Annotated in this window: 17 protein-coding genes; 7 read left to right on the plus strand and 10 right to left on the minus strand. The window is 72.8% G+C overall.

Translation table 11 applies throughout. The annotated features are described in order from the left end of the window. Window positions 1–7 precede the first annotated feature (7 nt). From ACIBJF_RS23800 to ACIBJF_RS23810, 3 genes are all read left to right on the plus strand, one after another. Window positions 8–1,966, plus strand: coding sequence for an amino acid transporter (locus tag ACIBJF_RS23800; RefSeq protein ID WP_399176450.1), 1,959 nt, complete (start codon window positions 8–10; stop codon window positions 1,964–1,966). A gap of 111 nt (window positions 1,967–2,077) precedes the next feature. Beyond that, complete coding sequence (locus ACIBJF_RS23805; protein ID WP_399176453.1) at window positions 2,078–2,596, plus strand: hypothetical protein; 519 nt, start codon at window positions 2,078–2,080, stop codon at window positions 2,594–2,596. A 19-nt stretch (window positions 2,597–2,615) separates the two neighbouring features. Continuing rightward, a complete protein-coding gene (locus ACIBJF_RS23810; protein WP_399176454.1) occupies window positions 2,616–5,762 on the plus strand; it encodes an ATP-binding protein in 3,147 nt (1,048 codons plus the stop codon). 66 nt (window positions 5,763–5,828) lie between these two features. On the opposite strand, the gene ACIBJF_RS23815 is transcribed toward ACIBJF_RS23810, so the two are convergent. After that, window positions 5,829–6,623 carry an ABC transporter permease gene (locus ACIBJF_RS23815; protein ID WP_399176455.1) on the minus strand — a complete coding sequence of 265 codons (795 nt, stop codon included), beginning with the start codon at window positions 6,621–6,623 and terminating at the stop codon, window positions 5,829–5,831. Then, window positions 6,620–7,591, minus strand: coding sequence for an ATP-binding cassette domain-containing protein (locus ACIBJF_RS23820; RefSeq protein ID WP_399176456.1), 972 nt, complete (start codon window positions 7,589–7,591; stop codon window positions 6,620–6,622). Before ACIBJF_RS23820 ends, ACIBJF_RS23815 begins: the two co-directional genes overlap by 4 nt. Window positions 7,592–7,749: 158 nt before the next feature. Between ACIBJF_RS23820 and ACIBJF_RS23825 the strand changes: the two genes are divergently transcribed. Further along, entirely contained in the window at window positions 7,750–9,798 is a 2,049-nt protein-coding gene (locus ACIBJF_RS23825) for an NAD(+) synthase (RefSeq protein ID WP_399176458.1), read from the plus strand. Between the two features lie 26 nt (window positions 9,799–9,824). Here the strand turns inward: ACIBJF_RS23825 and ACIBJF_RS23830 are convergent, their stop codons facing one another. From ACIBJF_RS23830 to ACIBJF_RS23840, 3 genes are all read right to left on the minus strand, one after another. Continuing rightward, window positions 9,825–10,841 (minus strand): hypothetical protein, encoded by a 1,017-nt coding sequence (locus ACIBJF_RS23830; protein ID WP_399176459.1) that lies wholly within the window; start codon window positions 10,839–10,841, stop codon window positions 9,825–9,827. Window positions 10,842–10,926: 85 nt separating this feature from the next. Then, window positions 10,927–11,640: a TIGR03943 family putative permease subunit gene (locus ACIBJF_RS23835; protein WP_399176462.1), complete on the minus strand. Its 714-nt coding sequence runs from the start codon at window positions 11,638–11,640 to the stop codon at window positions 10,927–10,929. After that, the gene (locus ACIBJF_RS23840; protein ID WP_399176463.1) at window positions 11,637–12,656 is read right to left on the minus strand and encodes a permease; all 1,020 of its coding nucleotides are present in this window, start codon (window positions 12,654–12,656) and stop codon (window positions 11,637–11,639) included. The genes ACIBJF_RS23835 and ACIBJF_RS23840 overlap by 4 nt, the downstream gene beginning before the upstream one ends. A gap of 162 nt (window positions 12,657–12,818) precedes the next feature. Here ACIBJF_RS23840 and ACIBJF_RS23845 point away from each other — a divergent pair, with 162 nt between their 5' ends. Then, a complete protein-coding gene (locus ACIBJF_RS23845; RefSeq protein WP_399176465.1) occupies window positions 12,819–14,678 on the plus strand; it encodes an NAD-binding protein in 1,860 nt (619 codons plus the stop codon). Between the two features lie 28 nt (window positions 14,679–14,706). Here the strand turns inward: ACIBJF_RS23845 and ACIBJF_RS23850 are convergent, their stop codons facing one another. Further along, window positions 14,707–16,524, minus strand: coding sequence for a prolyl oligopeptidase family serine peptidase (locus ACIBJF_RS23850; RefSeq protein WP_399176466.1), 1,818 nt, complete (start codon window positions 16,522–16,524; stop codon window positions 14,707–14,709). An 83-nt stretch (window positions 16,525–16,607) separates the two neighbouring features. On the opposite strand from ACIBJF_RS23850, the gene ACIBJF_RS23855 reads away from it, so the two are divergent. Both ACIBJF_RS23855 and ACIBJF_RS23860 read left to right on the plus strand, forming a co-directional pair. After that, entirely contained in the window at window positions 16,608–17,447 is an 840-nt protein-coding gene (locus tag ACIBJF_RS23855) for a class I SAM-dependent methyltransferase (RefSeq protein ID WP_399176468.1), read from the plus strand. Window positions 17,448–17,490: 43 nt separating this feature from the next. After that, window positions 17,491–18,279, plus strand: a complete 789-nt coding sequence (locus tag ACIBJF_RS23860; RefSeq protein WP_399176470.1) for an SURF1 family protein — start codon at window positions 17,491–17,493, stop codon at window positions 18,277–18,279. Window positions 18,280–18,295: 16 nt separating this feature from the next. Here the strand turns inward: ACIBJF_RS23860 and ACIBJF_RS23865 are convergent, their stop codons facing one another. From ACIBJF_RS23865 to ACIBJF_RS23880, 4 genes are all read right to left on the minus strand, one after another. Next, window positions 18,296–19,429, minus strand: coding sequence for a hypothetical protein (locus ACIBJF_RS23865; protein ID WP_399176471.1), 1,134 nt, complete (start codon window positions 19,427–19,429; stop codon window positions 18,296–18,298). 128 nt (window positions 19,430–19,557) lie between these two features. Further along, complete coding sequence (locus tag ACIBJF_RS23870) at window positions 19,558–20,241, minus strand: SigE family RNA polymerase sigma factor (protein ID WP_399176472.1); 684 nt, start codon at window positions 20,239–20,241, stop codon at window positions 19,558–19,560. A 315-nt stretch (window positions 20,242–20,556) separates the two neighbouring features. Next, a complete protein-coding gene (locus tag ACIBJF_RS23875) occupies window positions 20,557–21,615 on the minus strand; it encodes an aspartate-semialdehyde dehydrogenase (protein ID WP_399176474.1) in 1,059 nt (352 codons plus the stop codon). A gap of 34 nt (window positions 21,616–21,649) precedes the next feature. Next, window positions 21,650–22,921: an aspartate kinase gene (locus ACIBJF_RS23880; protein WP_351807554.1), complete on the minus strand. Its 1,272-nt coding sequence runs from the start codon at window positions 22,919–22,921 to the stop codon at window positions 21,650–21,652. Between the last annotated feature and the right edge of the window lie 106 nt (window positions 22,922–23,027).

The following is a 23,027-nucleotide window of genomic DNA, read 5'->3' on the forward strand; positions in this document are numbered from 1 at the left end:
CACGCCGATGGCGACGACCGAGCACCCTGCGCATGCCGGCCGGCTGCGCGCCTGGATGCTGGAGGGCCTGTCCGACATGGGGAAGGCCGGCGGCTACACCGGACCGCACGCCGAGCCGGAACCCCCGCACAAGGGCCAGCGCTGGTACCGGGTGATGTGCCTGACCGGTGTCGACTACTTCTCGACCCTCGGCTACCAGCCCGGCATCGCGGCCCTGGCCGCCGGACTGCTCTCCCCGGTCGCCACCCTCGTCCTCGTCGCCGTCACCCTGGCCGGCGCCCTCCCCGTCTACCGCAGGGTGTCCGAGGAGAGCCCGCACGGCGAGGGCTCCATCGCCATGCTGGAGCGGCTGCTGTCCTTCTGGAAGGGCAAGCTGTTCGTTCTGACCCTGCTGGGCTTCGCGGCCACCGACTTCCTGATCACCATCACCCTGTCGGCCGCCGACGCCTCCACCCACCTGATCGAGAACCCGCATCTGACGAGCACGCTGCACGGACAGCGGATGCTGATCACGCTGCTGCTGGTGGCCCTGCTGGGCGCGGTGTTCCTCAAGGGCTTTCTGGAGGCGATCGGTGTCGCGTTCGCCCTGGTGGCGGTCTATCTCGCCCTGAACGCCGTGGTCGTGGTGGCCGGACTGTGGCACGTGCTGACCGCCGAGAACCTGGTCACCGACTGGACCAGCGCCCTGATCACCCAGCACGGCAACGTCTTCGCCATGATCGGCGTGTCCCTGCTGGTCTTCCCCAAGCTCGCCCTCGGCCTGTCCGGCTTCGAGACCGGCGTCGCCGTCATGCCGCACGTGCGCGGCGACCCGGACGACACCGAGGAGAAGCCGACCGGCCGGATCCGGGACACCAAGAAGCTGCTCACCACCGCCGCGCTGATCATGAGCGCCTTCCTGATCACCACCAGCTTCATCACCACGGTGCTGATCCCGGCCGGCGAGTTCAAGCCGGGCGGCAAGGCCAACGGCCGTGCGCTGGCCTACCTGGCGCACGCATACCTCGGCGGCGCCTTCGGCACGGTCTACGACCTGTCGACCATCGCCATCCTCTGGTTCGCCGGCGCCTCCGCGATGGCCGGCCTGCTCAACCTCATGCCCCGCTATCTGCCCCGCTACGGCATGGCCCCGCACTGGGCCCGCGCCGTGCGCCCGATGGTCATGGTCTTCACGCTGGTCGCCTTCCTGGTGACCTGGATCTTCGACGCCAACGTCGACAAGCAGGGCGGCGCCTACGCCACCGGCGTGCTGGTCCTGATGTCCTCGGCGGCGATCGCGGTGACCATCGCCGCCCGCAGGGCCCGCCAGCGCGGCTGGACCATCGGCTTCTCGGTCGTCTCGGCCGTCCTGCTCTACGTCACCGTCGCCAACGTCATCGAACGCCCGGACGGTGTGAAGATCGGTGCCTGCTTCATCGTCGGCATCATGCTCGTCTCCTTCCTCTCCCGGCTGGCCCGCGCCTTCGAGCTGCGCGTCACCCATGTCGAGCTGGACGACATGGCGCAACGATTCATCCGGGACATGTCCCACCGCCGCATCCGCTTCATCGCGAACAAGCCCGGGCACCGCGACAAGGCCGAGTACCGCGACAAGATCGAGCAGATCCGGGCCGACAACGACGTCCCGGGCACGGAGGACTTCGTCTTCGTCGAGGTCACGGTCACCGACCCCTCCGAGTTCGAGTCCGGCATGTCCGTGCGCGGCGAGGTCCTGCACAACCGCTACCGCGTCCTGACCCTGGAGTCCTCCTCCATCCCCAACGCCCTCGCCGCGCTCCTCCTGCACGCCCGCGACGTGACCGGCTGCACCCCGCACATCTACTTCGAGTGGACCGAGGGCAACCCCTTCGCCAACTTCCTGCGCTTCTTCCTCTTCGGCCAGGGCGAGGTCGCCCCGGTCACCCGCGAGGTCCTGCGCGAGGCGGAACCGAACCGGCCGCTGCGCCCCCGCGTGCACACCGGCTGAGGACCGGCCGCGCCGGCCGGCGTCAGGATCCCGTCAAGATACGCCCGTACGGCGCTAGGACCCCGTATGCAGCGGCTGCCGCATCCCGTGCGGCCGCCTAGCGTCGGCGCCATGCGACGGAGCGGACCGCCGGGCCCGGCCGGCGACCGCCACTGGCGCGGCAGCGCCCGGCTCGCGCTGACCTGTGCCCTGCTGTTCTGCGCCCTGAGCCTCCTGGTCGACTGGGACGCGGGCAGCCTCACGCCTGTGCGCGCCCTGCTCTGGGTCACCCTGTCGGCCGCGGTGTGCGCCGTGCTGCTCCCGCAGCGGGTGAGCGCGGGCCCCGGCTGGCTCGTGGTGCGCACGCCCTGGCGCCGGCACGTGGTCCGTACGGACGCGCTGGTCTCCGTGCGGCAGTACGACGGCGTCTCCTCCCACCTGGTCCTGCGGGACGCCCACGGTCACCGCCTGGAACTCGACCCCCGCGTCCTCACCGCCAACCCCCTGCTCTGGCACGAGCTCGACACCGGCGTCCGCCGCTCCCTGGAACGCGGGACCCTGCTGCGGGGTGCGGACGTCCTGCACCGCCTGGGTCGGCGCATCGACGACGAGACCGTGCGGGCGGTGCTCCGGGCTTCGGGGTTGTCGTGACTCTGGCTAACCTGCACGGGTGACCACCGAGTTGACACTGCTGTCCCGCGTCGCCTGTCGTGGGCGGGAGATCACCGCACCCCGGCTGCGCGGGCTCCTCGCCCTGCTCGCGGAGGATCCGCGCACCGGATGCAGCACGGGCCGGCTCGTGGAGGGGCTGTGGGCGGAGGAACTGCCCGAACGGCCCGGCAAGGCGGTGCAGATCCTCGTCTCGCGGCTGCGGGCGCAGCTGGGCACCGACCTGGTCGCGAGCACCCCGTCCGGCTACCGGCTGACGCTGGACGAGACGCAGGTCGACAGCTCCGCGCTGCTGCTGCACGAGGCGGCGGCCGCCGAGCGCGCACGGGCCGGGCAGCACGAGGGCGCGCTGGCCGAGGCCGAGGCCGGGCTGGCCCTGTGGGACGGGAACGTGGGCGCCGGAGCCGGCGAGGACCTGCACGACCCGGTGGTGGCGTTGCGCGCCGGCCGGCTGAGGGCGCACCGCTCGCTGGTCCGCTCCCGGGCGCTCGCGCTCGCCCGGCTGGGGCGGCGGGAGGAGGCCGCAGCGCCCCTGGCCGAACTGGCGCGGGAGCTGTCGCAGGACGAGGAGGTGCTGGCGGAGCTGCTGCGCTGCGAGGCCGCCACCGCCGGCCGGGCCGCCGCGCTGACCCGGTACGACACCTATCGGCGCGGGCTGCGCGACGAGCTGGGGACCGATCCCGGCCTCGGCCTCAAGGCCGTCTACCAGGATCTGCTGAGCGCGGACGCGGCGCCGGTGCGCCACGGTGTGCCGCACGAGCCGAACCCGCTGCTGGGCCGGGACGCCGACCTCGCCGCCGTGACCGGGCTGCTGCGCGAGGCCCGGGTGGTCACCGTCGTGGGTCCCGGCGGACTGGGCAAGACCCGGCTCTCCCACGCGGTGAGCCGGGCGGCCGAGCAGCCCGTGGTGCACTTCGTGCCGCTGGCCGGTGTCACCGCCGACGACGACGTGCCCGGTGAGGTGGCCTCGGCGGTCGGCGCCGGGGAGGGCCGGCAGTTCACCGGCGGCACGGACGTGGTGAGCGGCATCGTCGGCGCGCTGGGCGCCGGGCCGGTGCTGCTGGTGCTGGACAACTGCGAGCAGGTCATCGCCGGTGCGGCCGCCCTCGTCCAGGCGCTGGTGTCGCGGTCGAGCAAACTGCGGGTCCTGGCCACCAGCCGGGCCCCGCTCGGGCTGAGCTCGGAGTCCGTCTACGCCCTTCCGGAGCTGTCCCAGGCGACCTCGGTGGAACTCTTCACCCAGCGGGCCCGCGCCGCCCGGCCCGGCGTGGAACTGCCCCCGGGTCCGGTCGCCGAGATCTGCCGGCACCTGGACGGGCTGCCGCTCGCCGTGGAGCTCGCCGCGGCCCGGGTACGGGTGCTCTCCGTGGCCGACATCTCCAGCCGCCTCAGGGACCGGTTCGCGCTGCTGCGCGGCGGCGCCCGCGACGCACCCGAGCGGCACCGCACGCTGCGCGCCGTGGTCGACTGGAGCTGGAACCTCCTGGAACCCGACGGCCGGGCCGCCCTGCGCGCCCTGTCCGTGTTCCCCGGGGGCTTCACCGAGGACGCGGCGGAGTACGTCCTCGGCGAGAGAGCGGACGCACTGACCCTCCTGGAGCAGCTGGCCGGGCAGTCCCTGATCAAGGTCGACGACAGCCCCTGCGGAGTGCGCTTCCGCATGCTGGAGACACTGCGCGAGTTCGGCTCCGCCAAGCGCGCCGAGGCCCGCGAGGAGGAGACGGTGACCGACCGGTACCTCACCTGGGCCCGGGACTTCGGCCGCGCCCACCACGACCAGCTGTTCAGCCACGATCCGGTGCCCGCCTGGTCCCGCATCCGCGCCGAGCAGGACAACCTCGTCCTCGCCCTGCGGCACGCGCTGGCCCGCGCCGACGGACCCACCACTGCGGCCGTCACCGCCGTGCTGTCCTCCCTGTGGTCCACCGGCTCCAACTACGCGCGGCTGGCCTCGCTGGCCGTCGACACCGCGGGCCCCCTGTCCCACTTCCGGCCCGAGAACCCCGAGGACGTGGAACCGGCCCGCAGCGCGGCGGCGGTGTGCGCGGCGAGCCTCTTCATGGGCCACGGCCCGCACGCCGTACGCCAGTTGGTGACCCTGCGCCGGCTGCCGCCCGCTCCGCCGGACACCGTGCTGCGGGCCCTGTCCGTCGTGCTGTGCGCCGTACCGGAGATGCGGCCGCCGGAGTTCGCCCGGCTCCAGGAGCTGTGCGAGGCCGACGAGCCGCTGCTGGCGGGCATCGCCGCGGGCGTCGCCAGCTACGTCTGGGAGTCGGGGCACGACGTGGAGCGCGCGCTGGCGAGCGCCCGCCGGATGGTCGACGCGCTGGCCCCGCTGAACAACCCGGCCATGCACCTGCTCAGCCACGGCCGGGTCAGCGAGCTGTGCCTGCAGACCGAGCGGGGCGCGGAGGCGTACGACCATCTGCGCGCCGCCCTGAGCGCGCTGGACGCGTTCGGCGACTGGCAGGACACGATCGGCGTCCGCTGGGGGCTGGCGCTGGCCTGTCTGCACAAGGGCGAGGTCGAGGAGGCCGAGTACTGGCTGGACCGCGCCACCCTGGACCAGCCGCCGGAGACGGACGGGACGTTCAGCCCCGAGCTGCCGGCCAGGGCGGAGATAGCGCTGGCCCGCGGGCTGACCGAGCTCGGGCTCGGACTGTGGCGCCGGGCGGCGGAGCGGGTACGGCAGATCAGTGCCCTGTACGCCGCCGACGATCCGTTCGTGGACCCGTGGGCGCTGCAGCTGCAGTCGGCCGCCGTGGCCGCGCACGCGCTGCACGGCCGGCCCGACCCGGTCGCCCGGCTCACCGAGGAGTTGCGCGCCCGGCTGCTCGGGCTGCTGTCCGGTGCCCTGGCCGACGGCTCGCCGGGCGACGGGGCCCCGGTGGAACTGCCGGTGTACGGCACGTTGTTGCTGGCGCTCGGCCACGCCCGGCTGGCCCAGGGCGACCCGGCCGCCGTACGGCTGGTGGCGCTGGCCGAACGGATGCCGGTGGTACGGGAGTTCCCCACCCTGTCCCTGACCCGCTCCCGGGAAGCGGCCGAGCACGCCGACAGGGCGGCGTACACCGACGCGAGGTCGAGGTACGCCGCCCTGGGGCGCGAGGAGTTGCGGGCGGAGGCGCTGAGCGAGCTGACGGGCTGACGGCTGTCGGGCTGTCGGGCTGTCGGGGGCCTGCCCCACCGGCCCGCGCCCGCCGGCCGGCCGGACTCACCGCTTCGGTTCGCGGTCGAACTGCGCCTTGGACCACAGATAGCCCAGCACCGTCAGCCCCACGCACCACGCGAGGGCCAGCACAGCGTTCTTCGTGCCGATCCCGCTGCCCAGCAGCAGTCCGCGCAGCGTCTCGATGAAGGGCGAGAACGGCTGGTACTCGGCGAACCAGCGGAACCAGCCCGGCATGGCGTCCACCGGTACGAACGCGCTGGACAGGAACGGCAGCATGACCAGCGGCGTCCCGATGTTGCTGGCCCCCTCGGGGTTGGGGCTCACCAGGCCCATGCCGACCGCGATCCAGGTCAGCGCGAGGCTGACCAGCGCCATCAGCCCGGCCGCCGCGATCCACTCCACCGGCGTCGCGTTCGGCCGGAAGCCGATGGCCAGTCCGATGCCGAGGACGAGCACCAGGGCCGCCAGCGTCTTGATCACGCTGCCGATCACATGGCCGATCAGCACGGAGGCACGGGAGATCGCCATGGTGCGGAACCGGGCCATGATGCCCTCGGTCATGTCGGTGCACACGGACACCGCGGTGCCGAGCGAGGTCATGGCCACGGTCAGGAAGAGGATGCCGGGGACGAGGTAGGCGACGTAGTCGGCCCGGTCCGCGTGGCCGCCGTTGATGCCGGCGCTCATCACGTTGCCGAAGACGTAGACGAACAACAGCAGCAGGATGACCGGGGTGAGCAGGAGGTTCAGGGTGAGGGACGGGTAGCGGCGCGCGTGCAGGAGGTTGCGCCGCAGCATGGTGAGGTTGTCGCGGAAGGCGTAGCCGGCGGTGCTCATCGGACGGTCTCCTTGTCGGTGGTCTGAGCGGGTACGGAACTGCCGGTCAGGGCGAAGAACACGTCGTCCAGGTCCGGGGTGTGCACGGACAGCTCGTCGGCCTCGATGCCGGCGGCGTCGAGCCAGTCGAGGACGGCGCGCAGCTCGCGCTGGCTTCCGTCGCTGGGGATCTGGAGGCTGAGCGCCTCGTCGTCGCGGGTGGTCTCGCGCAGCGCGGTCGCCGCCCGCTCGTACGTCACCGGGTCGGAGAACCGCAGCCGCACATGGCCGCCCGGCACGAGCCGCTTGAGCTCGGCCGCGCTGCCCTCGGCGACGATCTTGCCGCCGTTGAGCACCGCGATGCGGTCGGCGAGCTGGTCGGCCTCGTCGAGGTACTGGGTGGTGAGGAAGACGGTCGTGCCGCCGGAGACCAGCTCCCGGATGATCTGCCACATGGTGTGGCGGGAGCGCGGGTCGAGGCCGGTGGTCGGCTCGTCGAGGAAGATGATCCGCGGGTCGCCGACCAGGGTCATGGCGATGTCGAGGCGGCGCTTCATGCCGCCGGAGTAGGTGGAGGCGGGCTTCTTCGCGGCCTCGACCAGGTCGAAGCGCTCCAGCAGACCGGCGACGACCTGCCGTCCCTCCCGCTTGGACAGGTGGTGCAGGTCCGCCATCAGCAGCATGTTCTCCTCGCCGGTGATCAGCCCGTCCACGGCGGAGAACTGCCCGGTGACCCCGATGGCCGCCCGGACCGCCTGGGCCTCGGCGGTGAGGTCGTGCCCGGCGATCCTCGCCCGGCCGCCGTCGGCTGAGATCAGCGTGGACAGGATGCTGACCGCCGTGGTCTTGCCCGCGCCGTTCGGACCGAGCAGGGAGAAGATCGTGCCGGCGGGCACCTGGATGTCGATGCCGTCGAGGACCGTCTTGTCCCCGTAGGCCTTGCGCAGCCCGGTGGCCGCGATCGCGAGTTCTTGTTCCGTCGTCGTCATGCCCCAGAGCGTGCCGCCGGGGCGGTTCAGAGCGGCTTCAGCCGGGTTTCAGCCCGGCGGCAAGGGCCGGCGAACGCTGAAACCCGCAGGTGGCGGGGACGGGCGGCCCGGCCTTTAGGCTTCGTCTTGTGGGAAAGTCGCTTCGGAAAGAGGTCCCGTTGAGCTTCTGGTCGATCTACCAGCACGGCTTCGCGCGCGTCGCCGCGTGCACGGGCCACACCGTCATCGCCGACCCGCCCGCCAACGCCGAGGCGGTCCTGCGGCACGCACGCCGGTGCGCCGAGGAGGGCGTCGCCGTCGCCGTGTTCCCGGAGCTGGGCCTGTCCGGGTACGCGATCGACGACCTGCTGCTGCAGGACGCCCTGCTCGACGACGTCGAGACGGCGCTCGCCACGATCGTCGCCGAGTCGGCGGACCTGCTGCCGGTGCTCGTCGTCGGCGCCCCGCTGCGCCACCGCGACCGGATCTTCAACTGCGCGGTGCTCGTGCACCGCGGCCGGATCCTGGGCGTCGTACCGAAGTCGTACCCGCCGAACTACCGCGAGTTCTACGAGCGCCGGCAGATCGCGGGCGGCGACGACGAGCGCGGCGGCACGATCCGGCTCGGCGGCGCGGACGTGCCGTTCGGCGTGGACCTGCTCTTCGCGGCGGCGGACGTGCCCGGTCTCGTGCTGCACGCCGAGGTCTGCGAGGACATGTGGGTGCCGGTGCCGCCGAGCGCGGAGGCGGCGCTCGCCGGGGCGACCGTCCTGCTCAACCTCTCGGGCAGCCCGATCACGGTCGGCCGGGCCGAGGACCGCAAGCTGCTGTGCCGCTCGGCGTCCTCGCGCTGCCTCGCCGCCTACGTCTACGCGGCGGCCGGCCTCGGCGAGTCGACCACCGACCTGTCCTGGGACGGCCAGACCCTGATCTACGAGAACGGGGCGCTGCTGGCCGAGACCGACCGCTTCCCGCTGGGCGAGCAGTACGCGGTCGCCGACGTGGACCTCGACCTGCTGCGGCAGGAGCGGCAGCGGATGGGCACCTTCGGCGACAACCGCCGCACCCACGCCGCACGCTCCGCCGACTTCAGGACCGTCTCCTTCGAGCTCGCCCCACCGACCACCGCCGACCTCGGCCTGCGCCGCCGCGTCGAACGCTTCCCCTTCGTCCCCGCCGACGCCGACCGCCTCGCCCTCGACTGCTACGAGGCGTACAACATCCAGGTCGCGGGGTTGCAGCAGCGCCTCGCCTCGATCGGCGGCCCCAAGGTCGTCATCGGCGTCTCCGGCGGCCTGGACTCCACGCACGCGCTGATCGTCGCCGCCCGGGCGATGGACCGCGCCGGCCGCCCGCGCAGCGACATCCTGGCCTTCACCTTGCCCGGCTTCGCCACCAGCGACCACACCAAGGACAACGCCCACCGGCTGATGCGCGCCCTCGGCGTCACCGCGGCCGAGCTGGACATCACCCCGACCGCACGGCTGATGCTGAAGGAGATCGGCCACCCCTTCGCCTCCGGCGAGCCGGTGTACGACGTCACCTTCGAGAACGTCCAGGCGGGCCTGCGCACCGACTACCTGTTCCGCCTCGCCAACCAGCGCGGCGGCATCGTGCTCGGCACCGGCGACCTCTCCGAGCTGGCGCTTGGCTGGTCGACGTACGGCGTCGGCGACCAGATGAGCCACTACAACGTCAACTCCGGCGTCCCGAAGACACTGATCCAGCACCTCATCCGCTGGGTCGTCGGCAGCGAGCAGTTCGACGAGGAGACCGGCAAGATCCTCACGGCGATCCTCGACACGGAGATCAGCCCCGAGCTCGTACCCGGTGAGGAGATGCAGTCCACCGAGTCGAAGATCGGCCCGTACGCGCTGCACGACTTCACCCTCTTCCACGTGCTGCGCTACGGCTTCCGCCCCTCCAAGATCGCCTTCCTCGCCTGGCACGCCTGGCACGACCGGGACAACGGCGCCTGGCCCCCCGGCTTCCCGGAGGCCGAGCGCGGCACCTACTCCCTGGCGGAGATCCGCCGCTGGCTGGAGGTCTTCATCCGCCGCTTCTTCGCCTTCTCCCAGTTCAAGCGCTCGGCCATGCCGAACGGCCCGAAGGTCTCGGCGGGCGGCTCCCTCTCCCCGCGCGGCGACTGGCGGGCCCCCTCGGACGGCACGGCGCAGGCGTGGCTGCGGGATCTGGAGCGGGTCGATCCGACGGAGGCCGAGGCGTAGGCGCCCCGAGCCGCCGGGCGATCGGCTCAGACCCGCACCGCTGAAAGCGCGCGGAGGATGCGTGCGAGGTCGTCCGGCGCGGCGGCCAACCGCACCGAGCGGCCCGCGTCGTCGAGTTCGGCGATGTGCCAGCTGTGCGGGACGAGGTCGCCCTCCTCGCCCCGCGGCCGCCGCACGCCCCGAACGGTGAGCCGCCCCACCGGGATCCGCTTCGCCGCGAACCGTCCCGGCCCCGCGTGGGGCGTCACCGCGGGCCCGTCCGCGCCGAGCACGACGTGGGTACCGAAGCCGTGCGGGTTGTAGCCGGTGTGCTCCAGAAAACGCGCGGGCAGGAACACCTCGCCGTCCGCGGCGGGTTCGGCTGCCGTGGCCTCACCGGGCGTGCGGATCCGCGTCGCCCGCCACGCCCAGCCGGACAGCACCACGCTGACCAGCGCGCCCACCGCCCACCAGGCGACCGTGACCGTCGAGCCGAACAGGGACACGGGGTGCCGGTAGCACAGCGGCAGGAGCCACACCGCCGTGCCGAGGAGCGGGACGAGGAACGGCAGCGCCGACGGCTGGACCTCGTCCTTCGGTCGCCGGCGCCCGCGCGCCCGCAGCAGCAGCCGGGCTCCCGGCCAGCCCGCGGCCAGCGCGCACAGGACCGCGACGACCGCCTGGCCGCCGCCGGTGGCCACATGCTCGTGCCAGACGTACCGCGCACCGGCGACCTTCATCACCTGACCCCGCCACACGGTCAGCCGCACCCGGTCACCGGCCTCGAAGGCCTCGGCGGCGTCGTAGGACACCCTCAGCCGGGGCGTCGGACGGCCCTCGGCGAAGTACAGGCGGCCACCCTGCTTGGGCGAGCGCGGATCGGTCCGCTCGATCACGGCCGGAAGGGTGCGCAGACAGTCGCTCCCGCGCGTGGCGGCGGCGCAGGGCCGGGCCGCGCGCCAGGCCCGCTCGTCCGCGGTGACGGCCGGCACGAACCAGGCGGCCACCGCCGCGCACACCAGCAGCAGCGCGCAGACCACGAGTTGACCGATCCTGCTGTTCATGCCCGGGATTGTCGCCGCGCCGGACCGACCGGTCTTGTACCGGGTCCGGCAACGAAGGGCCGGCCGGCAATGCCGTGATCCGACGTCAGTTGTTCCAGCTCTCGTCGTACGGATCGTGCGGCACCGGGACCGGCTTCGCCGAGGTGACCTTCAGGTAGGGAACGGGGCCGTTGTTGACGGGGTCCCGCCTGAGCCTGGGCGTGTACGTGCCGGTCACCTCCAGCCAGGCGTCCGGGCGCAGCACCGGGGGCAGTGTCCCGGTGAGGGCGATCTTGACCGGCTGGGCGTCCGCGGCACAGCAGTTGAGGGCCATGCGGACCAGGTACGGCGCGCCCGAGTGGTCCAGGGCGAGGAACCCGGTGACGCGGACCGTGCGGCCTCGCAGGGAGCGGCCGTGGCCGTAGGCCGCGCGGGAGGCGTAGTCGATCACGGAGAGCGGAGCCGGGTCGGCGGCGGGCAGCCTGCCGTAGGAGAACGGCTTCTGCAGGGCCGTGCCGGAGCGCAGGGCGCTGTAGGAGCCGAGGGCGGGCGGGGCGACGAGGATGAGGGCGAGGAGGGGGAGCAACAGGAGCCAGGACACCTTCGGTTCGGGGTGCTCGTGGGTGTGCCCCCGGCGGCGGTTGCGCCGGCGTTCGTACCAGACCGTCGCCAGCGCCGCCGCGATCAGTACCGCGCCCGAGGCCAGCAGCAGCGGACGCAGGCCCTGCTTGACGTACCGGAGGTAGAGGTCGGTGCTGCCCGCGTGGAGGAGGGCGGCGCCGAGCAGGAACATGACGGCGGCCTGGGACTGGCGGTTCACAGCAGCACCGTCCCGGTCACGAGCGCGCCCGCGATCGCCAGCGCGAAGGTGGCGGGGGCGAAGCGGAGGGCGAAGGTACGGCCGAAGGTGCCGGCCTGCATCGCGAACAGTTTGAGGTCGATCATCGGGCCCACCACCAGGAACACCAGCTTGGCCGTCAGGGAGAACTGGGTGAGGGAGGCCGCGACGAACGCGTCCGCCTCCGAGCAGATGGAGAGCAGGACGGCGAGGACGGCCAGGGCGAGCACCGAGAACACCGGGTTTCCGGCCGCCGTGCGCAGCCAGTCCGCCGGGGTCGCCGCCTTCAGCGTGGCCGCGGCCATCGCCCCGAGCACCAGGAAGCCGCCCGCGTGCACGGTGTCGTGCCGTACGGAGCTCCAGAACGCCTCGCCCTTGGTGGCGCCCTCGTGCGCGTCGTGGGCCGGCGGGCGCAGCCAGTCGGTACGGCCCAGCCGCTGCCACAGCCAGCCCATCGCGCACGCCACCAGCAGGCTCGCCAGGAACCGGGCCAGGACCATCTCGGGCCGGCCGGGGAAGGCGACGGCGGTGGCGGTCAGCACGATCGGGTTGATCGCCGGGGCGGAGAGCAGGAAGGCGAGGGCGGCGGCCGGGGTGACGCCCCTGCGGACCAGGGCGCCGGCCACCGGGACCGAGGCGCACTCGCAGCCCGGCAGGATCGCGCCCGCGACCCCGGCGACCGGGACGGCCAGGGCGGGGCGGCGCGGGAGGGCGCGGGCGAAGAAGGACGGCGGCACGAACACCGCGATCGCCGCCGACAGCAGCACGCCGAGGACGAGGAAGGGCAGGGCCTGGACCGTCACCGCGACGAACACCGTCATCCAGCTCTGCATCAGCGGGGTGCCGAGGAGCCCGCGGATCGGGGACTGGGCGAGCACCGCGAGGAGCAGGGTCAGCGTCAGCACGAGGGGGGAGCTGAGCCTGCGGCTCTCCGGGCCGCCCGGCTCGCCGGCGGGGCCGGTCTCCGCGCCGGGCGGGGCGTCTTCGGTGATGGCCACGTGCGGTTACCTCCGGCCGGCTGTCCTGGTTCGCTCCCTCCCCTTCGGTACGTGAGTCGTCCCCCGGGTGTTCACATCGTTGCTGGAACCACTCCTCTCCTTGGGGCAGTCTTTTCCCCCGTGGGGAGCGTTCCGTATCAAGGTGGGCCCAGTGCCCCGCACATGGTGGTGTGCGGTGACGACGGGCTCGCGCACCGGCTGGCCGCCGAGTTGCGCGGAGTCTACGGCGAGCAGGTCACCCTTGTGGTACCGCCGAACGAGCGCACCGCCAGGCCTCCGGTGGTCGGACGGGCCCGGTCCGCTTCGGCCACGCTGTTCGACCGCGTGGTGAGCGCCACGGTCGGCCGCGGCGGCAACGGACCCGGAGCCGGCTCCGGCTCGGGCTCCGGGTCGAGGGCCGGCTCGGGACCGACCGCGACCGCCGCGAACACCGGCGGCACCGGCGGCACGGCCGGCGGCGGCAACGGCGGTGACGCCGAACGGGTGCTGGAAGCCGCCGAGATCACCGAGTCCGTGCTCGCCCAGGCCGGAGTGGAGCGGGCCGCCGCGCTCGCCCTCGTCTTCGACGACGACGAGACCAACATCCGGGCCGCGCTGACCGCGCGTCGGCTCAACCCGCGGCTGCGGCTCGTCCTGAGGCTGTACAACCGGCGGCTGGGCCAGCACATCGAGGAACTCCTCGACCAGGCCGCCGCGTTGGCCGCTGGCAACGGCGCCGGCGGCACCGACGCGTCCACCACCGTGCTGTCCGACGCCGACACCGCCGCGCCCGCACTGGCCGCCACCGCGGTCGCCGGCACCAGCAAGGTCGTCCAGACCGAGGGGCTGCTGCTGCGGGCCGTCGAACGGCCGGCCGCCGGCACCGGGCTGTGCACGCTCGCCCTGCTCTCCCCGCCGGGCGCGGATCCCGAGGGCGGCGCCGACCTGGAACCCCGGCTGCTGCCGGACGACGACGAGGTACGGCAGGGCGCCGGTCGGGCGGCCGTCGTACTGGAGCAGGTGTCCTCCGCGGGCGGCGGGGAGTCGGCCGCGCCCGGCCGCGGCGGGGTGCCCCCGCTCGCCTCGCTGTTCTCCCGGCGGCTGCGGTGGTCGCTGGCGGGCATGGTGGCGTGCGTGGTCGCGCTCGCCGTCGCGCTGTGGGTGGTCACCGGGATCCATCCGCTGCGGGCCTTCTACCTGACGCTGCTGGACCTGTTCGCGATCGACGACCCCGCCCTCGGGGCGCCGCTCGGCCGGCAGATCCTCCAACTCCTCTCCGGACTGGTCGGGTTGCTGCTGCTGCCGGTGCTGCTGGCGGCCGTGCTGGAGGCACTGGGCACCTTCCGCACCGCCTCCGCCCTGCGCAAACCGCCGCGCGGTCTCGGCGGGCACGTGGTGCTGCTCGGGCTGGGGAAGATCGGCACCCGGGTGCTGACCCGGCTGCGCGAACTGAACATCCCCGTCGTGTGCGTCGAGTCCGACCCGGAGGCGCGCGGACTCGCGACCGCCCGGCGGCTGCGGGTGCCGGTGGTGCTCGGGGACGTCACCCAGGAAGGCGTGCTGGAGTCCGCGAAGATCCACCGGGCGTACGCGCTGCTCGCGGTGACCAGCGCGGACACCACCAACCTGGAGGCCGTGCTGTACGCCCGGAACGTACGGCCCGACCTGCGGGTGGTGCTGCGGCTGTACGACGACGACTTCGCCACCGCGGTGTACCGCACCCTGCGGGCCGCGTACCCGCACGCCCTCACCCGGAGCCGGAGCGTCACGCACCTGGCCGCGCCCGCGTTCGCCGGGGCGATGCTGGGGCGGCAGGTGCTGGGCGCCATCGCGGTGGAGCGCAGGGTGCTGCTGTTCGCTGCGGTCGACGTCTCCGGCCATCCCCAGTTGGAGGGCCGGACCGTACGGGACGCCTTCCGGGCCGGGTCCTGGCGGGTGCTGGCCCTGGAGGGGCGGGCGGACACGGCCCCGGACCATGTCCTGGAGAAGGGGGACCGGGTCGTCGTCGCCGCCACCCGCAGGGGCCTGGCGGAGCTCCGCTGAGCCAGGACGCGCGACCAGGTCCCACTGCTCAGGAAGCGCCCAGGTGCCGGGCCGCGAAGTCCATCTCCAGTCTCACCTGCTTGATCCGCTCGTCCACCACCAGGGAGCCGTGACCGGCGTCGTAGCGGTACACCTCGTGGCTCGCGCCTCTGGCCTCCAGGCGCTTGACGTAGTTGTCGATCTGGCGGATCGGGCAGCGGGGGTCGTTGACACCCGCCGAGATGTAGACCGGGGCCTTGACCGCGTCGACGTACGTGAGCGGGGAGGAGGCCTCGAAGCGCTCGGGGACCTCCTCGGGGGTACCGCCCAGCAGGGTGCGGTCCATGGCCTTCAGGGCCTCCATCTCGTCGTGGTACGCGGTGACGTAGTCCGCGACGGGCACGACCGCGATGCCCACCGTCCACGCCTCGGGCTGGGTGCCCAGGCCGAGCAGGGTGAGATAGCCGCCCCAGGAGGCGCCGGTGAGGACCAGCCGGGCGGGGTCGGCGAGGCCCGAGGCGACCGCCCAGTCGCGGACCGCGGCCACGTCCTCCAGCTCGATCAGGCCGACCCGGTGCTTCAGCGCGTCGGTCCAGGCGCGGCCGTAGCCGGTGGAGCCGCGGTAGTTGATGCGGATCACCGCGTATCCCTGGTCGACCCAGGCGGCCGGGCCGGCGGCGAAGGAGTCGCTGTCGTGCCAGGTCGGGCCGCCGTGCAGGTCGAAGACCGTCGGCAAGGGGCCGCTCGCGCCGGCCGGCCGCTGGATCAGGGCGTGGATGCGGCCGCCGGGGCCCTCCACCCACGCGTCCTCCACGGGCACCGACGGCGGGCAGGCCATGCCGGGAGGGTCCAGGACGACGCCGCCGGACGTCGAGCGGACCGCGGGCGGCTCGGCGGCCGACGACCACAGGTACTCCACGCTGCCGTCGGGACGTGCCGTGTGACCGGAGACCGTGCCGGGCGGGGTGGGGATGCGGGTCAGCTCACGGCTCGCCAGGTCGTAGCGGAACAGCTCGCTGCGGGCCTCGAAGCCGTGGGCGATGAGCAGCGCGGAGCCGTCCGGGTACCACTCCGCGCCGACGTCGCCCGGCAGGTCCAGGGCGAGGTCGGTCTCCTCGCCCGTCGCCACGTCCCACACCAGCGGCTCCCAGCGGCCCCGGCGCTGATGGCCGATGAGCAGCCGGGTGTCGCCGTCGACCGGGGCGAAGCCCAGCACCTCCAGGCCCAGCTCCTCGGTGCCGCCCTTGGTGTCGTCCAGCTCGGCGACCGGCGTGCCGTCCGGGCGCAACACGCGCAGCGCCGCGTGCATGGCGTCGCCGTGCTCGGTGTGCTCGACGGCGATCAGGAAGCCGTCGTGCGAGAGGTCGCCGACGCCCGCCGACTCGCGGTGCCGGTAGATCTCGACCGGGTCCTCGCCCTCGCGCGCCAGGTGGATCGTGGTGCCCTCGTCGTCCGTGGAGCGGCCGACGACCGCCGTACGCCCGTCCCGGGACAGGGCGAGCCCGGCCGGGTAGGACGGCTCGAGGCCCGGGACGGCCGGCTCGTCCTGCCCTCCCTCGAACGGCTGGCGGCGCCAGATGCCGAACTCGTCGCCGTCCTTGTCGTCGAACCACCAGATCCATGCGCCGTCCGGGGAGAGCGCGCCGTCCGTCGTGCCGTTCGGCCGGTTCGTCACCTGCCGCTGCCCGCCCGTCGCGCGGTCCCAGGCGTACAGCTCGTAGGTGCCCGTCGCGTTCGACACGAACAGGGAGCGGTCCGGTGCGTCCTCCGCCCAGTCGGGCAGCGACACCCGCGGCGCCCGGAAGCGCTTCTCCCAGTCCGGCATGCCGGCCGCGTCCCGCGCGCCCGGCTCGTTGCTCTCACTCATCGCCCCAGTCATGCGCCCATACTGCCTGGCCGCGCCGACAATTGGGTGGCGGGTGTGCGCAGCCTGTGGATAACTTCCCGACCATGACCACCCAGGCCGACCATCACTGCGCCCCCGACGGCTGGCGCGAGGACAACCGGGCCATGTGGGACGAGCGGGTTCCCGTGCACGTGGCCGGTGAGTACTACGACCTCGACGGCTTCCGCGCCCACCCGGACGTCCTGCGGGACTTCGAGACGGCCGAGGTCGGCGACGTGACCGGCAGGACGCTCCTCCACCTGCAGTGCCACATCGGGACCGACACCCTCTCCTGGGTCCACCGGGGCGCCGCCCGCGTCGTCGGCCTCGACTTCTCCGCCCCGGCCGTCGAGGCCGCCCGCTCCCTCGCCGCCGACCTCGGCCACGGCCCGGAGCGCGCCGCCTTCGTCACCGGCGACGTGTACGACGCCGCCGAAGCCGTGCCCGAGGCCTCGTACGACATCGTCTACACCGGGCTCGGCGCGCTGTGCTGGCTGCCCGACATCCGCCGCTGGGCACAGACGGCCGCCTCCCTCGTCGCCCCCGGCGGGTTCCTTTACCTCGCCGAGTTCCACCCGATCACCGAGTCCCTGGACGACGCGACCGGCACGCAGATCGTGCGGGACTACTTCCGCCGCGGCGCCCAGGTGTGGGACGAGCCCGGCACCTACGCCGACCCGGACGCCGTCACCGTCCACAACCGCAGCGTGGAGTGGCAGCACACCCTCGGCGACGTCGTCTCCGCGCTCGCCGCGACCGGGCTGCGGATCGAGTTCCTGCACGAGCACGACGTCTCCCTCTTCCCGCGCTTCGAGAACTTCGAGGTCCGAGGCGGCTACCACCGCTTCCCCGCGGACCACCCGCGCATCCCGCTGATCTACTCCCTCAAGGCGAGCAAGAGCTGACCCGCGGGCGGACGCCCGGCGGCGGCGCCGTACCGTGGAGGGCGTGTACCGGTTTCTGCTGACACCCCGCTGGTGGGGCATCAACGTCTTCGTGCTGCTCGCCATCCCGTTCTGCGTCTTCATGGGGTCCTGGCAGCTGAGCCGGTTCGAGGGGCGGGTGCAGGAGCATCGCAGCGCGACCGAGCAGGCCGCGTCGGACAAGCAGGAGGCCGCCCGGCCGCTGGCGTCGATGCTGCCCGTCGACAAGGCCACCTCGGGTCGCCGGGTCACCGCGCGCGGGCACTACGGCACACAGCTGCTGGTGCCCGATCGGCAGCTCGACGGCAAGAACGGCTTCTACGTCCTCACCCTGTTGCGCACCGACTCCGGCAAGGCGCTGCCGGTGGTACGGGGCTGGCTGCCCGGCAAGGCGGACCCGGCGAAGGCGCCCGCGCCGCCGAGCGGTGAGGTCACCGTCACCGGTGCGCTGCAGGCGTCCGAGACGCCCGGGGACAACGGGGTCAGCGCGGCCGGCGGACTGCCGTCCGGGCAGACGGCGGCGATCAGCTCGGCGTCACTGGTCAACCTGGTGCCGTACCGGCTGTACGACGCCTGGGTGACCCTCGACAAGGCCGACGCCGGGATGAGGGCCGTGCCCGCGACGGCGCCGGACGGCACCGGGCTGGACCTGAAGGCGTTCCAGAACCTCGGCTACACCGGGGAGTGGTTCGTCTTCGCCGGCTTCGTGGTGTTCATGTGGTTCCGGCTGCTGCGACGCGAGGCCGAGGCCGCGCGGGACGCTGCGCTGGGCCTGGTGCCGGAGGAGACTCCGGCACCGGTGACCAGTAGCTGAGCACCCGCGCCGGCTGCTACGCCCCCGCCAGCACCCCGGTGTAGATGACCGTCCCCGCGCACTCCCCGGTCACCGTCGCCGTCGCCGAGGGTGAGCCCCCCTGCGCGGTGTGGGTGATCTGTACGCTGCCGTCGGCCGTGCCGTCCTCGGTCATCAGCTGGGTCGTGGTGCCCGCCGAGGCCCCGCTGTCCGTCGAACCGCCGGTGGCACTCGCGTCCTGGGTCGGCGTCGGATCCGCTGTCGGGCCGCCGGCGTCCGAGCCGCCCGTGGTGCTGGTGCCGCCGCCGTTGGTGGGGCAGGTCTCGGAGGGTACGAAGGCGAACTTCTCCTCGTAGGCCGCGCCCGGCTGCAGGACCAGCCCGGTCACCTCCAGCGAGGGGTCGGGCAGACTGGTGGCCGCGTCCCCGGCCACATGCCGGGCGATGCTGATCTTGGTCGCGTCGGCCGCGCCCACAGCGGTCGGGGTGATGGTGCCCGCACCTGCGACGGAGCAGGCAGCGGAGGAGACGTTGACGACGCGGAACGTGCCGTAGACCACGCCCGCGCTGTCGGGGGCGTCGGCGGTGCCGGTCGCCGAGCCCAGCTGGGCCGTCGTACACACCGGGACGCCGCTGGAGGCGACGGTGGAGGTCGGGTTGGCTCCGCCGGTGGAAGCGCCGCCGCCGCCACCGCCGCCCTTGCCCTTCTCCCCGGGCTTGCCGGGCCCCGTGCCGGGCTTGACGGTCGTACTGCCGGCGCCCTTGCCGCCGCCCTTGTCCTTGCCCTGCCCGGTGCCGCCCTGGGCCTGCGAGGACTGGCCGGCCATGGCCGTGTTGGGGTCGGTGCCGCCGGACTCGGAGACGTGCACGAGAGCCGGGATCGCGGTGCCGAAGAACAGGGCCGCGGCGGCCATGCCGACGACGGCCTGCCGCTTGCGGGCCCGCCGCGCGGGCACGGCCCGGCGCAGATGCTCCAGCGTGCCGGTGCGCGGCTCGATGCCGTCGACGGCGGAGTGCAGCATCCGGCGCAGAGCCGGCTCGTCGTCGCCGAGGCCGCCGAGGCCGCCGAGATCGAACCCGAGGCCGTCGGAATCGGCGCCCGAACCCTGCTCGCGGCCCTCGGGGCCCTGGTCGAGGCCCTCCGGGCCCTGCTCGTCGGGGCCGTGGTTCACAGTTCCGTTCCCAGCGTGCGATTGCATGTGCTCTTGCTCATCCCGCCTCGTCGGCTCGTGCCAGGCGAAGGGCTCGTGACGTTCGTGGGAATGGCGTTCATCGGAATCGCCCCCTTGGGCGCGCTCGCTCATGCCGGTGCCTCCATGGCCACCCGCAGCGCGGCGATGCCCCGCGACCCGTACGCCTTCACCGAGCCCAGGGAGATCCCGAGGCTCTCGGCGACCTGGGCCTCGGTCATGTCCGCGAAGTAGCGCAGGACGAGGACCTCGCGCTGGCGGCGCTGCAGACCCTTCATCGCCTTGATGAGGTCGCGGCGCTCCAGCTGGTCGTAGGCGCCCTCCTCCGCGCTCGCCATGTCGGGCATCGGCTTGGAGAGGAGCTTCAGGCCGAGTATGCGGCGGCGCAGCGTGGACCGGGAGAGGTTGACGACCGTCTGCCGCAGGTAGGCGAGGGTCTTCTCGGGGTCGCGGACGCGCTTGCGGGCCGAGTGCACGCGGATGAAGGCCTCCTGGACCACGTCCTCGCAGGAGGCGGTGTCGTCCAGGAGCAGCGCGGCGAGGCCGAGCAGCGAGCGGTAGTGCGCCCGGTAGGTCTCGGTGAGGTGGTCGACGGTCGTTCCGGCGGCCTCGGTCGCCGCGGTGGTCGCGGCCTCCTCGGCACCGTCACGCTGACTGGGAATGCGGGCGGGCCGCGCTGCGGGCATGGGCGCGATCACCGGCATGCCGCCGGGCGTACGGGGCCGGAGCGCCGTACGGGGCGGCCGTAGGGCCGCCGCGCCGCGGGCCGCGCTGAATTCGAGTACCTCTGCCACGCCAGTTGGACACGTCTGACCCCGCCAGGGTTGTACGTGCCGGGCGTCACATGTGCGACAACCGGCCGTGCCTCAAGTGCCGTCATGCGTCCCGCTCTTCCCCTATATCCGATATGGACGGGTGTCCCGACACCCACCCGATCACGGCGTCCCCACGCCCGAAGAGTGACGACAAAGACGCTCCCCGCCCACCGCGTGGTTGCGGGGACGGGGAGGGAAATCCTCTGTTGCCTTGAGCAATGGTTCAAGTGGTTTGGACCATGCTCCCTGCCACACTTCTTACATGGATCCTACAAACTTCTTGTAAGACCCGTATCAGCGGTCGGCCCATTCGGCCGCGACCAGCTCCGCGATCTGCGCCGTGTTCAGCGCGGCACCCTTGCGGAGGTTGTCTCCGCACACGAAGAGTTCGAGCGCGGTCGGGTCGTCCAGGGCCCGCCGCAGCCGGCCCACCCAGGTCGGGTCGGTGCCCACGACGTCCGCGGGGGTGGGGTACTCGCCGGCGGCCGGATCGTCGTACAGCACCACGCCGGGCGCGGTCGCGAGGATCTCCCGGGCGCGGTCGACCGTCACCTCGCCCTGGAAGCGCGCGTGCACGGTCAGGGAGTGGGTGGTGACCACCGGGACGCGCACACAGGTCACGGCGACCGGCAGCCGCGGCAGCCCGAGGATCTTGCGGGACTCGTCGCGGACCTTCATCTCCTCCGACGACCAGCCGTCCTCCCGCAGCGATCCGGCCCACGGCACGACGTTCAGCGCGACCGGCTCCGGGAACGGCCCGGTGTCCTCCCCGACGGCCCGCCGTACGTCGCCGGGCTTGGTGCCCAGCTCGGTCCCGGCCACCAGCGACAGCTGGGCCCGCAGCGTGTCCACCCCGGCCCGCCCGGCCCCGCTCACCGCCTGGTACGACGACACCACCAGCTCGCGCAGCCCGAACTCGGCGTGCAGCGCGCCCAGGGCGACGATCATCGTCAGGGTCGTGCAGTTGGGGTTGGCGACGATCCCGCGCGGCCGGGTCCGTACGGCGTGCGGGTTGACCTCGGGCACCACGAGCGGCACCTCGGGGTCCAGCCGGAAGGCGGCGGAGTTGTCGACGACGACCGCGCCGCGCGCGGCGGCGATCGGCGCCCAGTGCGCGGCGACCTCGTCCGGGACGTCGAACATGGCGATGTCGACCCCGTCGAAGGCCTCCTCGCTCAGGGCCACCACCTCGACCTCCTCCCCGCGCACGGCCAGCTTGCGGCCGGCCGAGCGCGCGGAGGCGACCAGGCGGATCTCGCCCCAGACGTCCGCGCGCTGGGACAGGATCTGGAGCATCACCGCGCCGACGGCTCCGGTCGCTCCCACGACCGCTAGCGTCGGCTTGCCGGTCATCGTCGTACGCCTCCGTACGTCGCGGTGGAGACGGTCATCGGCCGGTGCCGCCGTAGACGACGGCCTCGTCGGTGTCGGAGTCGAGCCCGAAGGCGGTGTGCACAGCGCGCACGGCCTCCGGCACGTCGTCCTTGCGGGTGACGACCGAGATACGGATCTCGGAGGTGGAGATCAGCTCGATGTTCACGCCCGCGTCGCTCAGCGCCTCGAAGAAGGAGGCGGTGACGCCCGGGTTGGTCTTCATGCCCGCGCCGACCAGGGAGATCTTGCCGATCTGGTCGTCGTAGCGCAGCGAGTCGAAACCGATGCCCGACCGGCTCTTCTCCAGCGCGTCGATCGCCTTGCGGCCCTCGGTCTTCGGCAGCGTGAAGGAGATGTCCGTCAGCCCGGTGGAGGCGGCGGACACGTTCTGCACGACCATGTCGATGTTGATCTCGGCATCGGCGATGGCCCGGAAGATCGCGGCCGCCTCACCCGGCTTGTCCGGCACGCCGACGACCGTGATCTTGGCCTCGGAGGTGTCGTGCGCGACACCGGAGATGATGGCCTGCTCCACCTTCTTGTCCCCAATCGGCTCACTGCTGACCCAGGTGCCCTGCAGCCCGCTGAAGCTGGACCGGACGTGGATCGGGATGTTGTAGCGGCGGGCGTACTCCACACAGCGGTGGAGCAGCACCTTGGAGCCGGAGGCCGCGAGCTCCAGCATGTCCTCGAAGGAGATCCAGTCGATCTTCTTCGCCTTCTTCACCACACGCGGGTCGGCGGTGAACACGCCGTCGACGTCGGTGTAGATCTCGCAGACCTCGGCGTCGAGCGCGGCGGCGAGCGCCACGGCCGTGGTGTCGGACCCACCGCGACCGAGCGTGGTGATGTCCTTCTTGTCCTGGCTGACGCCCTGGAAACCGGCGACGATCGCGATGTTGCCCTTGTCCAGCGACTCGCGGATCCGGCCCGGCGTGACGTCGATGATCCGGGCTTTGTTGTGGACCGAGTCGGTGATGACGCCTGCCTGGCTGCCGGTGAAGGACTGGGCCTCGTGACCCAGGTTTTTGATCGCCATCGCCAGCAGGGCCATGGAGATCCGCTCTCCGGCGGTCAGCAGCATGTCGAACTCACGCCCCGCAGGCATCGGAGAAACCTGCTCGGCGAGATCGATCAGCTCGTCCGTCGTGTCGCCCATCGCGGAAACGACGACGACAACCTGGTTGCCGTTCTTCTTCGCTTCCACGATCCGCTTGGCGACGCGCTTGATGCCCTCGGCATCGGCTACGGAGGAGCCTCCGTACTTCTGCACGACAAGGCCCACGTGCGCTCCTCGCTCGGTTCGTTTGTGTCGGCTCAGTCTAACGAGCGCCCGAATTCCACCACCCTGCTCCCGCATGGTGAGACATCGGACCGGTGAGTCATCGTGA

The sequence above is a fragment of the Streptomyces sp. NPDC050743 genome, assembly GCF_044456925.1.
Classification (GTDB): domain Bacteria; phylum Actinomycetota; class Actinomycetes; order Streptomycetales; family Streptomycetaceae; genus Streptomyces.

Coding starts and splice junctions, on each gene's coding strand:
- ACIBJF_RS23800 (WP_399176450.1), top strand. CDS start 8: ATGGCGACGACCGAGCACCCTGCGCATGCCGGCCGGCTGCGCGCCTGG.
- ACIBJF_RS23805 (WP_399176453.1), top strand. CDS start 2,078: ATGCGACGGAGCGGACCGCCGGGCCCGGCCGGCGACCGCCACTGGCGC.
- ACIBJF_RS23815 (WP_399176455.1), bottom strand. CDS start 6,623: ATGAGCACCGCCGGCTACGCCTTCCGCGACAACCTCACCATGCTGCGG.
- ACIBJF_RS23820 (WP_399176456.1), bottom strand. CDS start 7,591: ATGACGACGACGGAACAAGAACTCGCGATCGCGGCCACCGGGCTGCGC.
- ACIBJF_RS23830 (WP_399176459.1), bottom strand. CDS start 10,841: ATGAACAGCAGGATCGGTCAACTCGTGGTCTGCGCGCTGCTGCTGGTG.
- ACIBJF_RS23845 (WP_399176465.1), top strand. CDS start 12,819: ATGGTGGTGTGCGGTGACGACGGGCTCGCGCACCGGCTGGCCGCCGAG.
- ACIBJF_RS23850 (WP_399176466.1), bottom strand. CDS start 16,524: ATGAGTGAGAGCAACGAGCCGGGCGCGCGGGACGCGGCCGGCATGCCG.
- ACIBJF_RS23855 (WP_399176468.1), top strand. CDS start 16,608: ATGACCACCCAGGCCGACCATCACTGCGCCCCCGACGGCTGGCGCGAG.
- ACIBJF_RS23875 (WP_399176474.1), bottom strand. CDS start 21,615: ATGACCGGCAAGCCGACGCTAGCGGTCGTGGGAGCGACCGGAGCCGTC.